General features: G+C 62.0%; 15 protein-coding genes. 4 read left to right on the top strand and 11 right to left on the bottom strand.

The annotated features are described in order from the left end of the window. The first annotated feature begins 33 nt into the window (after positions 1-33). Positions 34-747 carry a response regulator transcription factor gene (locus ENGE1_RS15280; RefSeq protein WP_043084879.1) on the top strand — a complete coding sequence of 238 codons (714 nt, stop codon included), beginning with the start codon at positions 34-36 and terminating at the stop codon, positions 745-747. Then, positions 744-2,213, top strand: a complete 1,470-nt coding sequence (locus ENGE1_RS15275; protein ID WP_048252345.1) for a sensor histidine kinase — start codon at positions 744-746, stop codon at positions 2,211-2,213. Before ENGE1_RS15280 ends, ENGE1_RS15275 begins: the two co-directional genes overlap by 4 nt. A 91-nt stretch (positions 2,214-2,304) precedes the next feature. Here ENGE1_RS15275 and artJ read toward each other — a convergent pair whose 3' ends face one another. The 6 genes from artJ to ENGE1_RS15245 form a co-directional block, all read right to left on the bottom strand. Next, positions 2,305-3,036 carry an arginine ABC transporter substrate-binding protein ArtJ gene (artJ, locus tag ENGE1_RS15270; RefSeq protein ID WP_048252346.1) on the bottom strand — a complete coding sequence of 244 codons (732 nt, stop codon included), beginning with the start codon at positions 3,034-3,036 and terminating at the stop codon, positions 2,305-2,307. 160 nt (positions 3,037-3,196) lie between these two features. Further along, the gene (artM, locus tag ENGE1_RS15265) at positions 3,197-3,865 is read right to left on the bottom strand and encodes an arginine ABC transporter permease ArtM (RefSeq protein WP_045287118.1); all 669 of its coding nucleotides are present in this window, start codon (positions 3,863-3,865) and stop codon (positions 3,197-3,199) included. Next, positions 3,865-4,581, bottom strand: a complete 717-nt coding sequence (gene artQ, locus ENGE1_RS15260) for an arginine ABC transporter permease ArtQ (protein ID WP_043084874.1) — start codon at positions 4,579-4,581, stop codon at positions 3,865-3,867. The genes artM and artQ overlap by 1 nt, the downstream gene beginning before the upstream one ends. Before the next feature lie 6 nt (positions 4,582-4,587). Then, complete coding sequence (gene artI / locus ENGE1_RS15255) at positions 4,588-5,319, bottom strand: arginine ABC transporter substrate-binding protein ArtI (RefSeq protein ID WP_048252347.1); 732 nt, start codon at positions 5,317-5,319, stop codon at positions 4,588-4,590. A 19-nt stretch (positions 5,320-5,338) separates the two neighbouring features. Next, positions 5,339-6,067 carry an arginine ABC transporter ATP-binding protein ArtP gene (gene artP, locus ENGE1_RS15250; protein ID WP_048252348.1) on the bottom strand — a complete coding sequence of 243 codons (729 nt, stop codon included), beginning with the start codon at positions 6,065-6,067 and terminating at the stop codon, positions 5,339-5,341. 204 nt (positions 6,068-6,271) lie between these two features. Further along, entirely contained in the window at positions 6,272-6,787 is a 516-nt protein-coding gene (locus tag ENGE1_RS15245; RefSeq protein ID WP_048252349.1) for a lipoprotein, read from the bottom strand. A 117-nt stretch (positions 6,788-6,904) separates the two neighbouring features. Here ENGE1_RS15245 and ENGE1_RS15240 point away from each other — a divergent pair, with 117 nt between their 5' ends. Together ENGE1_RS15240 and ENGE1_RS15235 are read left to right on the top strand one after the other, a co-directional pair. After that, complete coding sequence (locus tag ENGE1_RS15240; RefSeq protein WP_043084870.1) at positions 6,905-7,228, top strand: heavy metal-binding domain-containing protein; 324 nt, start codon at positions 6,905-6,907, stop codon at positions 7,226-7,228. Next, entirely contained in the window at positions 7,225-8,073 is an 849-nt protein-coding gene (locus ENGE1_RS15235; RefSeq protein ID WP_064360652.1) for an N-acetylmuramoyl-L-alanine amidase, read from the top strand. The genes ENGE1_RS15240 and ENGE1_RS15235 overlap by 4 nt, the downstream gene beginning before the upstream one ends. Before the next feature lies 1 nt (position 8,074). On the opposite strand, the gene ENGE1_RS15230 is transcribed toward ENGE1_RS15235, so the two are convergent. From ENGE1_RS15230 to hcr, 5 genes are all read right to left on the bottom strand, one after another. After that, positions 8,075-9,088: an NAD-dependent epimerase/dehydratase family protein gene (locus ENGE1_RS15230; protein ID WP_043084868.1), complete on the bottom strand. Its 1,014-nt coding sequence runs from the start codon at positions 9,086-9,088 to the stop codon at positions 8,075-8,077. Positions 9,089-9,178: 90 nt separating this feature from the next. Continuing rightward, complete coding sequence (locus ENGE1_RS15225; protein ID WP_048252352.1) at positions 9,179-10,618, bottom strand: DUF2867 domain-containing protein; 1,440 nt, start codon at positions 10,616-10,618, stop codon at positions 9,179-9,181. A gap of 9 nt (positions 10,619-10,627) precedes the next feature. Further along, positions 10,628-11,626, bottom strand: coding sequence for a low-specificity L-threonine aldolase (ltaE, locus tag ENGE1_RS15220; protein ID WP_048252353.1), 999 nt, complete (start codon positions 11,624-11,626; stop codon positions 10,628-10,630). A gap of 37 nt (positions 11,627-11,663) precedes the next feature. After that, positions 11,664-13,382 carry a ubiquinone-dependent pyruvate dehydrogenase gene (gene poxB, locus ENGE1_RS15215; RefSeq protein WP_043084864.1) on the bottom strand — a complete coding sequence of 573 codons (1,719 nt, stop codon included), beginning with the start codon at positions 13,380-13,382 and terminating at the stop codon, positions 11,664-11,666. 94 nt (positions 13,383-13,476) lie between these two features. Next, positions 13,477-14,445 carry an NADH oxidoreductase gene (hcr, locus tag ENGE1_RS15210; RefSeq protein ID WP_043084862.1) on the bottom strand — a complete coding sequence of 323 codons (969 nt, stop codon included), beginning with the start codon at positions 14,443-14,445 and terminating at the stop codon, positions 13,477-13,479. Positions 14,446-14,450: the final 5 nt, after the last annotated feature.

Below are 14,450 nucleotides of genomic sequence, written 5' to 3'. Positions count from 1 at the left end.
AAGCTTGTGCAAAACGGCCAACCGTACGACACGATGAGCACCTTAAAGAAGATATTACTGGTCGAAGACGACGACGACATCGCCGCGCTGCTGCGGCTTAACCTGCAGGATGAAGGGTACCAGATTGTTCACGAAACCGATGGCGGCAGGGCGCTGCAGCGGCTGGAGAGCGAAGTCTGGGATGCGGCCATTCTCGATATTATGCTGCCGGGCGTGGACGGACTCACGCTGTGCCGCCGCATTCGCCAGATGAGCCGCTATCTGCCGGTCATCATCATCAGCGCCCGCACCAGCGAGGCGCAGCGCGTCCTGGGGCTGGAGACCGGCGCCGATGACTACCTGGCCAAGCCCTTTTCGGTGCTGGAGCTGGTGGCGCGGGTGAAGGCGCTGTTTCGCCGCCAGCAGGCGATGGGGCAGGATATCCGCAGCGACAGCAGCGCCATTACGCTGCACGGTCTGCACATCGATCCGCTCATGCGCAGCGTCCGGCTGCGCAACGCGCCGCTGGATCTGACCCCGCGCGAGTTTGACCTGCTTTACTGGTTTGCCCGCCATCCGGGCGAGGTCTTTTCGCGCCTGGCGCTGCTGGAGCACGTCTGGGGCTACCAGCACGAGGGCTATGAGCATACCGTGAACACCCACATTAACCGCCTGCGCATCAAGATAGAGCGCGACCCCGCCGAGCCGGAGATCATCCTCACCGTGTGGGGAAAAGGCTATAAATTCGCCGCCGGGAAGGCCACATGATCCGCCGCCTGAGCCTCAGCCAGCGCCTGACGCTGGTGTTTACCGCTATCCTGATGCTCTGCGCGGTCGCCGCCTGCGCCGTTCAGCTCTACAGCAGCAGCCGGTACGGCAGCGCGATGGTGCAGCGCCTCTCCGCCGACCTGGCGCCGCAGATTGTCGCCAGTGAGGCGCTGTTCGATCCACAGGGGCGCGTTAACCGCCCGGCGCTGAAGACGCTGTTTGACCGGCTGATGACCCTTAACCCGGCCGTGGAGCTTTATCTGGTTTCGCCCGAGGGCGATCTGCTGGCCGACGCCGCGCCGCCGGGGCATATTCAGCGCCGGCGCGTCAGCGTCGCCGATATCACCCGCTTCCTCGCCGCCGACGGCTGGCCGGTATACGGCGACGATCCGCGCAGCAGCGCTAAAAAGGTTTTCAGCGCCGCGCCGGTGCGTCAGCAGGGCGAACTGCGCGGCTACCTCTATATCATCCTGCAGGGCGAGCGTTTTAACACCCTGGCCCACAGCGCCTGGCAGGATACCCTGAGCATTACCGTGCTGTGGACGCTGCTGCTGGTGGCGGCCTGCGGCGCGCTGGCGGGTCTGCTGGTGTGGTACTGGGTCACGCGGCCGGTCCGGCGGCTGACGGCGAAGGTGCAGGGGCTGGATCAGGATAGCCTGGCCGCCATCAAGCGCCTGGCCCTGGAGACGCCGGAGCCGAATCCGGGCAATGAGGTGGCGCTGCTGCGCAACCGCTTTATTGAGCTGGCGCGCCAGATAGCGGGCCAGTGGGAGAGCCTTGCCGACAGCGACCGCCAGCGGCGGGAGTTTATCGCCAATATTTCGCACGACCTGCGCACGCCGCTGACCTCGCTGCTGGGCTATCTGGAAACGCTCTCCCTGAAGGCGGAGACCCTCTCCGTGGAGGATAACCGCCACTATCTGGCGATAGCCCTGCGCCAGGGCCACAAGGTGCGGCATCTCTCCCAGCAGCTGTTTGAGCTGGCGCGCCTGGAGCACGGCAGCATTAAGCCGCAGCTTGAGCCTTTCGCGCTCGCCGAGCTGATTCAGGATGTCACTCAGAAGTTTGACCTGGCGATCGAAACCCGCCGCCTGACCCTCGCGGTCGACGCGCCGCGCGGCCTGCCGCTGCTGAACGCCGACGTCTCGATGATTGAGCGGGTGGTCACCAATCTGCTGGATAACGCCGTGCGCCATACGCCGCCGGGCGGCACCATTCGCCTGCGGCTGTGGCAGGAGCGCGGGGTGATTCAGGTGGAGGTTGCCGACAGCGGGCCGGGTATTGAACCGGAGAGGCGGGAGCAGCTGTTTGAGCGGCCGTCGGCCCTGGGAGCGCGTGCCGCAGGTGAAGATCGCGGCGGGCTGGGGCTGCTGATCGTCCGGCGGATGCTGGAGCTGCACGGCGGCGGTATCAGGCTGGTGGAAGGCGCAGGCGGGGCCTGTTTTCGCTTTTTTGTGCCGATTTGAGGGCGCGAATGACGGGTGAAGCTGTAGGCCGGTGCAAGCGAAGCGCCGCCCGGCAGAGGGCGGCGCAGAGGCTAAGTAAGGCGCTGAGTCGTTACTGCGGGAACCACTGATCGCTGATTTTCTGATAAGTGCCGTCGGCTTTGATGGCCTTCAGCGCGCCGTTGAGCTTATCCAGCAGGGCGGTATTGCCCGGGCGCACCGCGATGCCCAGCCCGGTGCCGAAGTACTGCGGGTCGGTTACCTTCGGCGTGGCCGGGCCGAGCTGCGGATTGGTCTTCAGCCACTCGTTCACCACGGCGGTATCGCCGAACACGCCGTCGATGCGGCCGTTTTTCAGGTCGATAATCGCGTTCTGATAGCTGTCGTAGGCCACGGTCTTCACTTCCGGGTGCTTATCCTGCAGGTACTTCTGGTGGGTGGTGCCGTTCTCCATGCCGATGCGTTTACCCTTCAGTTCGTCGAAGTTGTGATAAGCGCCTTTTTTGGCGATCACCAGCGCCGAGTTGGCGTAGTACGGCGCGGTAAAGGTCACCTGTTTGCTGCGCTCCGGGGTGATGTCCATTCCGGAAATCACCGCATCGTATTTTTTAAACTTCAGCGACGGGATCAGGCTGTCGAAGGCGTGGTTGGTAAAGGTGCACTCCGCCTGCATCTGTTTGCACAGCGCTTTGGCAAGATCGATATCAAAGCCGACAATCTGATTGCTGGCGTCGAGGGACTCAAACGGCGGATAGGTGGCGGAGACGCCGAAGCTGATTTTGTCGGCGGCGGCAGCGCCGGCGGCGAAGGTGGCCAGCAGCGCGGCCAGCATCAGTTTTTTCATGGTAGAACTCCCGTCGGTCAATATTGTGTGTTGTTAACGAGAGTTACCATGCCATTAAGTGAATTTATATTCAATAATATCGATTAATTATTTTTCTGACTGCGAAAAAAATGCGGGCAGCGCTTCACTTACCCGCATTACGCTTTAGCGTGTATTCACCTTAGCTGCGGCGCTCGAACGCCAGCGCCCGGCGCTCGATCAGGCGCATCAGCAGCGTCAGCAGGCCGTTGACCACCAGGTAGACCACGCCGGCCGCGCCAAACACCATTACGTCATAGGTGCGGCCGTAGAGCAGCTGGCCGTGGCCCATCACCTCCATCAGGGTGATGGTATAGGCAAGCGACGTGCTCTTGAACACCAGCACCACTTCGTTGGAGTAGGAGGAGAGCGCCCGCTTAAAGGCGTAGGGCAGCAGGATCGCCAGCGTATCCTTTTTATTCATCCCCAGCGCCCCGCAGGACTGCCACTGGCCTTCCGGGATAGCGCGGATCGCGCCGTAGAACAGCTGCGTGGTATAGGCGGCGCTGTTGAGCGACAGGGCAATCAGCGCGCACAGCCACGGCTCCGACAGCAGGTGCCAGATGGCTGGGTAGTTCTGCAGCTGCGGAAACTGGCCGGGTCCGTAGTAGATAAGGAAGATCTGCACCAGCAGCGGGGTACCGGTAAACAGCGTGATATAGCCGCGCACCAGCCACACCAGCACCGGCGTCTTCAGCGTCAGGACGATGGTGAACAGCAGGGCGAGGATCAGGGCGACGACGATGGAGGCGGCGGTCAGCGTCAGGCTGGTGTGCAGCCCCTTCATCAGTTCGGGCATGTACTCAAGCATCAGCCAGGCCTCCGTTCAAAGCGGGTCGCGCGCAGATCGATGCGCTTGAGCACGTACTGGCTTATCAGGGTGATCGCCAGATAGATCGCCGCCGCCACGATATACCAGGTAAACGGCTCCTGGGTGCGGGTGGCGATGCTTTTGGTCTGCAGCATCAGGTCGTTGACGCTGATAAGCGACACCAGCGCGGTATCCTTCAGCAGCACCAGCCACTGGTTGCCCAGCCCCGGCAGCGCGTGGCGCCACATCTGCGGCATCACCAGGCGAAAGAAGATGGCGCTTTTGCTCAGCCCCAGCGCCTGACCCGACTCCCACTGCCCCTGCGGAACCGCTTTCAGCGCGCCGCGCAGGGTCTGCGAGGCGTAGGCGGCGTAGAGCAGGGAAAGGGCGATGGCGCCGCACAGGAACGGGCTGACGTCGAAGTTATCTATCTGCACCTGCACCGGGATCTGCACAACGCCGAGGTTGATGCTGAAGCCGTCGGAGAGCATCAGCAGCAGCTGCGAGGAGCCGAAATAGATAAAAAGGACCACCAGGATTTCAGGCAGCCCGCGCAGCACGGTGACCAGCGCAGTGCCAATCCACGCCAGCGGGCGCCAGCGGGCCGACTCCCACACCGCGAAGATCATCGCCAGCGCCAGGCCGATGACCAGCGCTGTGAGCGCAAGGCCGACGGTCATCCCGGCGGCGCTTGCTAACGGAAACATTTCGTTCATCAGGACTTACTTCTGGAACCATTTGTTGTAGATGTTCTGGTAAGTGCCGTCCTGCTTCACTTTATCCAGCGCAGCGTTGAATTTCTGCTGCAGTTCGGTATTGCCCTGGCGCACCGCGATGCCGAGGCCGGTGCCGAAGTAATCTTTATCGGTCACTTTATCGCCGACGGCCGCCAGCTTGTCGTTGGCCTTCAGCCACTCGGTTACCACCGCGGTATCGCCGAAGACGGCGTCAATGCGGCCGTTTTGCAGATCCAGCTTCGCATTCTGATAGCTGTCGTACGGTACGGTGGTAATTTCCGGGTGCTTATCGGTAATAAATTTCTGGTGGGTGGTGCCGTTCTGCACGCCGACTTTTTTGCCCTTCAGGGCGTCAATGGTGGCGTACTTGCCTTTCTGGCCGATGAACAGCGCGGAGTTATCGTAGTAAGGTTTGGTGAACAGTACCTGCTTCTCGCGCTCCGGGGTGATATCCATACCGGCCATCACCGCGTCAACGCGGCGGAACTTCAGGCTCGGGATCAGGCTATCGAACGCCTGGTTGTTGAAGGTGCAGGTGGCGTCAATCTCTTTACACAGGGCGTTAGCCAGATCGACGTCGAAGCCGACAATCTTGTTGCTGGCGTCCATCGACTCAAACGGAGGATAGGACGCTTCGGTGGCGAAGCGAATAGTCTGGGCAGCGGTGGCAGAGAGGCTTACGCTTGCGAGCAGCGCGGCAATCACGAGTTTTTTCATTGTCATTGTTCCTGAAGCTTCAGTGTGAAAGATAGTTTTTAAACGCCTCGGTCTGCGGAGCGGTGAAGCAGTCCGCACTACCTTGTTCAACGATATGACCGTTCTCCATATAGATAACGCGGCTCGCGGTTTTGCGGGCCACCTCAACTTCATGGGTGACGATCACCTGGGTAATTTGGGTCTGCGCCAGTTCGCGGATGATGCTGACGATCTGGGCGGTGATTTCCGGGTCAAGGGCGGCGGTCGGCTCATCAAACAGCAGGACCTGCGGCTCCATCATCAGCGCCCGGGCGATGGCCACGCGCTGCTGCTGGCCGCCGGAGAGATGCAGCGGATAGCGGTCGCTGAAGGGCTTGAGCTGCAGACGGTCGAGCAGTTTTTCCGCCCGCGCCATCGCCTGCGCTTTTGCAAGCCCGAGCACCCGGCAGGGCGCTTCAATCAGGTTCTGCACCACGGTGAGGTGCGGCCAGAGATTATACTGCTGGAAAACCATGCCGACGTTCTGACGCAGCTCGCGGATCGCCTTGTCCGACGGCACTTTGCTGAAGTTAAACTGGTTTCCGGCGATAGAGAGCGTGCCGGAGCGCGGCATCTCCAGCAGGTTGAGCACGCGCAACAGCGAGCTTTTCCCCGCGCCGCTGGGGCCGAGCAGCACCAGCGTTTCACCCTGCGGGCAGTCCAGGGTTATATCAAACAGCGCCTGGTGGGCGCCGTAGAAGCAGTTAATGCCCTCTAGTTTTATACTCATCCAGCACATCTGACCAATAGCAATTGAGGCCGCAAATAGTAACGTTCACAGAATAGTTATGCAATATTTATGCGTTAAAACTTAAAAATAAACCATGTTTATGAGTAAACTTAGCACAAAATTGTGAGCGGGGTAGTGCGGGGATATAAACGTCGGCATCCGTTGCCGAATGCCAGACATTTCACCTGATGGAGTGTAGGGGGATCAGCGCAGCTCCATGCTCTGGCGCAGGGTGCCGGTCAGAGCGTGGCTGTTGCCGCTGAGATAGCGAATATCGTCCACCGCCCAGCACTGGCCTTCGCGGATCATCAGCACCTCATCCTGCCAGCTCTGGCTGCCCTGATGCAGTTTGACCCGCAGCGGAATATTGCGCGCATCGGTGTTCGGGATCGTTGATGCGCTGGCGACCTCGGCGCTGTCAGGGATAGTTGTCGTCCCGGTGAAAGGATCTTTATGCAGCAGCGCGCGCTTTTGCGGATCGCGATCGGCTTTTGTCAGTACGTCATTCAGGTCGTCACTCAGATAAGGGCGCAGCGCCGCAAGGGTCGTTTCACGATGCTGAATACGGTAATCATAGAAGGCCTGAGCGACGGTGTCCGGGCCGCCTTCGATGCAGGGGCCGGAGCGGCTGCCGATATCCTTAAACGCGGGCGTCACGGTAGTGCAGGCGCTGAGCAGGAGCGCGCAGGGAATAACAAGAGCAGTAATTGAGTAGCGCATAACTGATTTCCTTATAAAATGTCTACGGTACTGAGTTTTTTAAAAGCATAGCGCATTGCTATAGGAATGTATTTGGCTAACTGCGCTAAGGTATTGACGAAGGAGGACGGAGGAGCAATGCAATACTCAACAACCCCTACCCTGGAAGGTCAGACAATCGAGGAATACTGCGGCGTGGTGACCGGTGAGGCCATTCTCGGTGCCAACATTTTCCGCGACTTTTTTGCCGGCATCCGCGATATCGTCGGCGGCCGCTCCGGGGCCTATGAGAAAGAGCTGCGCAAAGCGCGCGAAATTGCCTTTAAGGAGCTGGGCGAGCAGGCGAAGGCGCTCGGCGCAAACGCCGTAGTCGGTATCGATATTGATTATGAGACCGTCGGCAAAGATAGCAGCATGCTGATGGTCAGCGTCAGCGGCACCGCAGTGAAAACCCGGCGATGAAGCGACTCCTGCTGCTGTTATCTCTGGCGCTGCTGCTGGCGGGCTGCGCCTCGGAAGAGAAGGAAAAAGCGCAGGGCGTCGTCAATAAGCCCGGCTATCAGCTGGATACGCTGCATCCGGCGCGCAACGCCTATCCGCGCATCAAAATCCTCGTCCTGCACTATACCGCCGGTGATTTTGACGTCTCCCTCGCCACCCTGACCGGATCGCAGGTCAGCGCCCACTACCTGGTGCCGGCGGTTCCGCCGATGCAGAAGGGCAAGCCGCGCATCTACCAACTGGTGCAGGAGCGCGATCTCGCCTGGCACGCGGGGTCGAGCTTCTGGCGCGGCGCAACCCGCATCAACGACACCTCGATTGGCATCGAGCTTGAGAACGCCGGCTGGACCAAAAGCGGCGGCGAGAAGAGCTTTGCGCCCTTCGCGCAGGGGCAGATAAACGCCCTGATCCCGCTGGTGAAAGATATCATCGCCCGCTACCACATTGAGCCGGAGAATATTGTGGCCCACGCGGATATCGCCCCGCAGCGTAAAGACGATCCCGGCCCGATGTTCCCGTGGCTGCAGCTCTCCCAGCAGGGCATCGGCGCGTGGCCTGACAATAGTCGGGTGGCTTACTACCTGCACGGGCAGGCGCCGGGCACGCCGACGTCGCGGCTGGTGCTGCTCGACCTGCTGGCGCGCTACGGTTATGAGGTGACGCCGGGGATGACCGCCCAGCAGCAGCGGCGGGTGATTATGGCGTTTCAGATGCACTTCCGCCCGGCGCGCTGGGATGGGCAGGCCGATGCTGAAACTCAGGCCATCGCCGAAGCGCTGCTGGAGAAGTACGGCCAGGCGTCGTAGGTCAGAGGTGCAGCTTGCCGTGGTCCCGGAGCCAGGCCGCCGTCTGCACGATCCCCTCATCGAGGGAGACGATAGGCCGGTAGCCCAGCTCCTGCTCCGCCCGGCTGATATCCAGCGTGAAATCGAAGTTGAGCTTGGAGACGCCGTAGTGGGTGAAGGTGGGCTCTTTGGCTGACTTGCGGCCAAAGCGCTCCATGCTGCGGGCCACCATATCGAGCATCGGGTAGGGCACCGAGCGGATCCGGCAGCGGATGTCGAGTTCATCGATAAGCCGCTGCACGATGCTCTTCAGGCTGCGGGACTCGCCGTTGGTGATGTTATACGCCCGGCCCGAGGGCAGCGCATCGCATTCCGGCTGGCTCGCCAGCCACATGGCGTGGACGGCGTTTTCGTAGTAGGTCATATCCACCATCGCCGCGCCGCCGCGCGGCAGCAGCACGCTGCCGTAGTGGTGCATCATCTGCGCCAGGCGCGGAATAAACACCTTATCGTGCGGGCCAAACAGGCTCTGCGGACGCAGCACCGTAAAGCGGGTGTTGGGGTTGGCCTGCGCCAGCAGCTTCACCACCTCTTCGCCGGCGGCCTTGCTGCGGGCAAACTCGTTGGCGAAGCGGTGCGGGCGAAAGTCTTCCGTAATCTCGCGGTGGTGGCGATAGTCGAAGTAGAGCGACGGTGAGGAAATATGGATAAAGTTGCGCACGCCCCAGGCCACCGCCCACTCGCCGAGGCGGCGGGTGGCGCGGACGTTGGCGAGGTCAAACGCCTCCTGGGTGCCCCAGGGAGAGGTAAAGCTGGAGCAGTGCCACAGCGTATCAATACCGGCCAGCATCACTTTCGCCTGGGAGGAGACCAGCTGGGTGAGATCGGCGTGCACAAACTCCGCGCCCATTTTCGTCAGCAGCCTGCCCATCGCCTCATTGCGACCGGTGGCTTTCACGCTCACGCCCCTGCGACGCAAATACTCCACCGCATTTCGGCCCAAGCCGCTGGTGGCGCCGGTGACCAGTACCTTCATATTAATCCGCTGTTCCTGAAAAGAATTTCGCGGGCATTCTTTCGTGAATCACGCCCGGTTGCAATGAGAAACTGGTAACAAATGCGTTCATTATGGCTCTCTGCGCGTGATTTGTTCGGCAAGGGCCGCAATGCGCTTCGCCATCCCGCGAAAAATGAACAGATGCGCCGGGATCATCAGCAGCCAGTAGCATAATCCTGGCATACCGTGCGGATGCCACCAGGCGCGAACGTCAATTTCGCGATGGTCGCCGCGCTCTTTGATGGTAAAGGTCAGCCGTCCCAGCCCCGGCGCCTTCATACCAAACAGCAGCGACAGCTGCCGCTGCGGTTCGACGATAATCACCCGCCAGCTGTCCACCCGGTCGCCAACCTCAAGCCAGGGCCGCGCCGGGCGCCCCTTCGCCAGCCGGTGGCCGATAAGCAGGTCCATGCCGGCGCGGATGCGCCACAGCACGTTGCCGAAGAAGTAGCCCTCGCGGCCGCCGAGCTGATTGACTATCTGCCACAGCGCCTCGCGGCTGGCGCGGGTGGCGATCGTACAGCCCGCCTGCTTAGGATAGTAGCCGTACTCCGGCCGCCAGCGGGCGTAGGCGTGGGCGTCATAGCCCCAGTCGCTGGAGTGCACCAGCTGCGCCTCCTCCTCAAGCGTGCGCGCCACCGCCTCGTCAAAGGTGATAAGCGTCTGCGGGATCAGCGCGCGCAGCGCCCGGTCGTCCGCCAGCATGTCGTGCTTAAGCCCCTGAATCAGCGCCCTGGCGATACTGGCAGGCACCGAGGTGATGGTCTGCAGAAACCAGACCGAGATCCAGCGGGTAGGAAAAGGAATGGGGACGAGCGGCCTGCGGCGGCCGCTGATGCGCATAAAGCGCTCAAACTGCTGCTGGTAGCTCAGCACCTCTGGTCCGGCGGCTTCGAAAATCCGGTTCTCATCGGCGGGAAAGTCCAGCAGCCCCAGCAGATAGGTGAGCAGATTCTCCAGCGCAATGGGCGAGGTGCGGGAGCGCACCCAGCGCGGCGGGGTCAGCACCGGCAGATTGTAGACCATGTCGCGCATCACCTCGAAGGCCGCCGATCCGGCGCCGACGATAATCCCCGCGCGCAGTTCGCTGACCGGAATGCCGGTATCGCGCAGGATATTGCCGGTGATTTGCCGGGCGCGGAGGTGGTCGGACTGTTCGGCCTCCGGCACCTGCAGCGAGCTGAGAAAAATAATCTGCCGCACCGGCTGCTCCCACAGCGCGTCGCGCACGTTGAGCGCCACGTGCCGCTCGCGGGCGATAAAGTTGCGGCCTTCGCCCATGCCGTGCACCAGGTAATAAAGGGTATCCACGCCCCTGAGCAGCGCCGGCAAGTTATCCGGCCAGTTGAGATCCACGTCGTGGCAGCTGACGCCGGGCAGCGCCAGCTTCTGCAGACGCTCGGTATTGCGGGCGGCGGCCACTACCCGGTGCCCGCGCTGGCTGAGTCCGGTCACCAGGTGCTGACCGATATAGCCGCTGGCGCCGAGCACCAGAATGGTTTGCGGCACGTTAGCTCCTTAACGCTGGCTGAAGGTCTTCCACAGGTCGGCCACGTCCGCCAGCTGTTCGCGGCTGACGTCCAGATGGGTGACCAGCCGCACCACCGGCGAGGCGTTGATCAGCACCCCGCGGCTGCGCAGAAAGTCGCCCAGCGCCGCGTGCCGCTCGCCGACGCGCACGAACAGCATGTTAGTGTCGTGGCGCATCACGTCGGCGCCGATCTCGCGCAGACGCGCCGCCATCCACGCGGCATTATCGTGGTCTTCCTTAAGACGCTGAACATTATTTTGCAGCGCATACAGCCCGGCGGCCGCCAGAATGCCCGCCTGGCGCATACCGCCGCCAGTCATTTTGCGCCAGCGGGTGGCGCGCTTGATATAGTCCCGGCTGCCGAGCAGCAGGGAGCCGACCGGCGTGCCCAGCCCTTTTGACAGACAGATAGTGAACGAGTCGCAGTACTGCGCCACGTCGCGCAGCTCGCAGCCGTAGTCCACCACGGCGTTAAAGATGCGCGCCCCGTCGACGTGCAGGCCGAGGCCGCGCTCGCGGGTAAATTCCCACGCCTGGCGCAGGTAGTCGCGCGGCAGCACTTTGCCGTTGTGGGTATTTTCAAGGCTGAGCAGTTTGGTGCGGGCGAAGTGGACGTCGTCGGCTTTGATCTTGGCCGCCACTTTATCGAGCGGCAGGGTGCCGTCGGCGGCGGCGTCGATAGGCTGGGGCTGAATACTGCCCAGCACCGCCGCGCCTCCGGCTTCATACAGGTAGTTGTGGGCGCCCTGGCCGACGATATACTCCTCGCCGCGCTCGCAGTGGCTGAGCAGACCGACCAGGTTCGCCTGGGTGCCGGAAGGTAAAAACAGGGCGGCCTCTTTGCCGCCCAGCTCAGCAGCGTAGCGCTGCAGTTCGTTAACGGTCGGGTCATCCCCGTACACGTCGTCGCCAACCGGCGCGGCCATCATAGCGTCGAGCATGGCGCGCCCCGGGCGGGTCACGGTATCACTGCGTAAATCGATCACGGCATATCCTTTTTGGATTCAGGGGTATGCCTCTCTTTTACCTCAGCCAGTTGGTTTTCGCCAGTTCAATCACCTCATCGCCGCGGCCGCTGATCACCGCCCGCAGCATATAGAGGCTAAAGCCCTTGGCCTGCTCGAACTTGATCTGCGGCGGCATTGCCAGTTCGTCCTTAGCGACCACCACGTCCACCAGCACCGGACCGTCAATGCTGAAGGCCTGCTGCAGGGCATCGTCGATATCCGCCGACTTCTCGACCCGGATACCGGTAATGCCGCAGGCTTCGGCAATGCGCGCGAAGTTGGTGGCGTGCAGATCGGTGCCGTCGGTCATGTAGCCCCCGGCCTTCATCTCCATCGCCACGAAGCCGAGCACGCTGTTGTTAAAGACGATGATTTTCACCGGCAGCTTCATCTGCGCCACCGACAGAAAATCGCCCATCAGCATGCTGAAGCCGCCGTCGCCGCACATGGCGACTACCTGACGATCCGGCATCGTCGCCTTAGCCCCCAGCGCCTGCGGCATGGCGTTGGCCATCGAGCCGTGGTTAAAGGAGCCGAGCAGGCGGCGCCTGCCGTTCATCTTCAGATAGCGGGCCGCCCACACGGTGGGCGTGCCGACGTCGCAGGTAAAGATAGCGTCGTCATCGGCAAAATGGCTGATCTGCTGGGCCAGGTACTGCGGGTGGATCGCTTTGTCGCTGGGCTTCGCCAGATCGTCCAGCCCTTTACGGGCGTCCTGATAGTGCGACAGCGCCTTGTCGAGGAACTTGCGGTCGGTTTTCTCTTCCAGCAGGGGGATAAGCGTCGCCAGCGTGGCCTTAATATCGCCCACCAGCGCCATGTCCACTTTGCTGTGGGCGCCGATGCTGGCCGGGTTGATGTCTATCTGAATAATCTTGGCGTCGGTCGGGTAAAACGCGCGGTACGGGAACTGGGTGCCGAGCAGCACCAGCGTATCGGCGTTCATCATGGTGTGGAAGCCGGAGGAGAAGCCGATAAGACCGGTCATGCCGACGTCATAAGGGTTATCATACTCGACGTGCTCTTTGCCGCGCATGGCGTGCACGATGGGCGCTTTTAATTTTCCGGCGAACTCCACCAGCTCCTTGTGCGCCCCGGCGCAGCCGCTGCCGCACATCAGGGCGATATTATTCGAGTAGCGCAGCAGCTGGGCCAGCTTGCGCAGCTCTTCCATCTCCGGCACCACCACCGGCAGCGGGGCATGATACCAGTGGCTGCTGGCGCTCTCCGGGGCAGGCTTCAACGCCACGTCGCCCGGCAGGACCACTACCGAGACGCCGCGGTTGAGTACCGCTTTGCGCATGGCGATGGCCAGCACCTGCGGGATCTGATCGGGGCTGGAGACCAGCTCACAGTAGTGGCTGCACTCGCGGAACAGCTCCTGAGGATGGGTTTCCTGAAAGTAGCCGCTGCCGATTTCGCTCGACGGAATGTGGGCGGCGATGGCCAGCACCGGCACGTGGTTGCGGTGGCAGTCAAAAAGGCCGTTGATCAGGTGCAGGTTGCCCGGCCCGCAGGAGCCGGCGCAGACCGCCAGTTCGCCGGTGAGCTGCGCTTCCGCGCCGGCGGCAAAGGCGGCCACCTCTTCGTGGCGGGTGGACATCCAGTCGATGGTGCCCATTTTATTCAGGCTGTCGCTCAGCCCGTTGAGGGAGTCACCGGTGACGCCCCAGATTCTTTTTACCCCGGCTTGTTCAAGCGTTTTCGCAATATAGGCAGCTACGGTCTGCTTCATGGTTGTCCATCTCCTTAAATGTTATTACCGCAGATAAGCGTAGATCACAGGAGAGGGATTTGCCTGATAGGGGCACTATCAGGCAAAGGCAGGATCAGGCGAGTACCAGATCGCCCTGCGGGTGGCAGGAGCAGGCCAGCACGTAGCCGTCGGCAATCTCCTGTTCGCTGAGGGTCAGCGTGCTGGTGACGCTGTATTCGCCCGAGAGCACGCGGGTTTTACAGCAGCCGCAGACGCCCGCGCGGCAGGCGGCGTTGACGGCAATTTTATTGCTTTCCAGCGCCTCCAGCAGCGTGGTGCCTACCGGCGCATAAAACTCGGCGGCGGGCTGCAGCTTGCTGAACTTCAGGCCGCCGGTTGCCGCCGGGGCCGCGGGGGTAAAGAACTTCTCTTTATAGAAGCGCGTGACGCCGAGCGCCTTGACGTTCTCTTCGACCCATTCCATGTACGGCGCCGGGCCGCAGGTCATTACGGTGCGCGCCGCGAGATCCGGCACGCTCTGCAGCAGGGCGCTGCTCAGGCGGCCCGGCACGAAGCCGTGGGCGGCGTTATTCTCCGCCACGAAGGTCACCGGGTAGTCGCGCCACTCGTCGGCAAAAATCACGTCCTCAGGGGAGCGGACGCTGAAAATCACCTGCACGTCGGCGTCGGGGCGATATTTCGCCAGCCAGCGGCGCATCGACATAATCGGCGTCACGCCGCAGCCCGCCGCCAGCAGCAGGAGCTTATCGGTGGCCTTGTTATCGCAGGTAAACTCGCCCTGCGCGTCAGAGAGCCAGAGATAGTCGCCGCGCTTGACGCTGCCGGTGAGCCATTCCGATCCTTTGCCGCCGTCGATGCGGCGCACGGTCAGGGTAATGTATTCGCTGACGCCCGGCGTTGAGGAGAGTGTATAGGCGCGCAGATCCTCCGCGCTGCCGTTAATGCTTACCAGCGCGTACTGCCCGGCGCGGTAAGGATAGTAGTCGTGGCACAGCAGCGACAGGGTCCAGACATCCGCCGTCTCCTGGCGGATGTGGTGCACCTGCATCCGCCACGGGCACTGGGGGGTGGGTATACTCATGGTTA

It is taken from the genome of Pluralibacter gergoviae ATCC 33028 = NBRC 105706 (assembly GCF_001598855.1).
GTDB lineage: Bacteria > Pseudomonadota > Gammaproteobacteria > Enterobacterales > Enterobacteriaceae > Pluralibacter > Pluralibacter gergoviae.
The sequence above is the reverse complement of the archived record's forward strand: the minus strand, read 5'-3'. Positions and strand labels throughout refer to the sequence as shown.

Excerpts from the sequence above, each read along its gene's own strand:
- artI (WP_048252347.1), bottom strand. The coding sequence starts at position 5,319 with ATGAAAAAACTCGTGATTGCCGCGCTGCTCGCAAGCGTAAGCCTCTCT.
- artP (WP_048252348.1), bottom strand. The coding sequence starts at position 6,067 with ATGAGTATAAAACTAGAGGGCATTAACTGCTTCTACGGCGCCCACCAG.
- ENGE1_RS15235 (WP_064360652.1), top strand. The coding sequence starts at position 7,225 with ATGAAGCGACTCCTGCTGCTGTTATCTCTGGCGCTGCTGCTGGCGGGC.
- ENGE1_RS15240 (WP_043084870.1), top strand. The coding sequence starts at position 6,905 with ATGCAATACTCAACAACCCCTACCCTGGAAGGTCAGACAATCGAGGAA.
- hcr (WP_043084862.1), bottom strand. The coding sequence starts at position 14,445 with ATGAGTATACCCACCCCCCAGTGCCCGTGGCGGATGCAGGTGCACCAC.
- ENGE1_RS15275 (WP_048252345.1), top strand. The coding sequence starts at position 744 with ATGATCCGCCGCCTGAGCCTCAGCCAGCGCCTGACGCTGGTGTTTACC.
- ENGE1_RS15230 (WP_043084868.1), bottom strand. The coding sequence starts at position 9,088 with ATGAAGGTACTGGTCACCGGCGCCACCAGCGGCTTGGGCCGAAATGCG.
- poxB (WP_043084864.1), bottom strand. The coding sequence starts at position 13,382 with ATGAAGCAGACCGTAGCTGCCTATATTGCGAAAACGCTTGAACAAGCC.
- artQ (WP_043084874.1), bottom strand. The coding sequence starts at position 4,581 with ATGAACGAAATGTTTCCGTTAGCAAGCGCCGCCGGGATGACCGTCGGC.
- artM (WP_045287118.1), bottom strand. The coding sequence starts at position 3,865 with ATGCTTGAGTACATGCCCGAACTGATGAAGGGGCTGCACACCAGCCTG.
- ENGE1_RS15280 (WP_043084879.1), top strand. The coding sequence starts at position 34 with ATGAGCACCTTAAAGAAGATATTACTGGTCGAAGACGACGACGACATC.
- ENGE1_RS15245 (WP_048252349.1), bottom strand. The coding sequence starts at position 6,787 with ATGCGCTACTCAATTACTGCTCTTGTTATTCCCTGCGCGCTCCTGCTC.
- artJ (WP_048252346.1), bottom strand. The coding sequence starts at position 3,036 with ATGAAAAAACTGATGCTGGCCGCGCTGCTGGCCACCTTCGCCGCCGGC.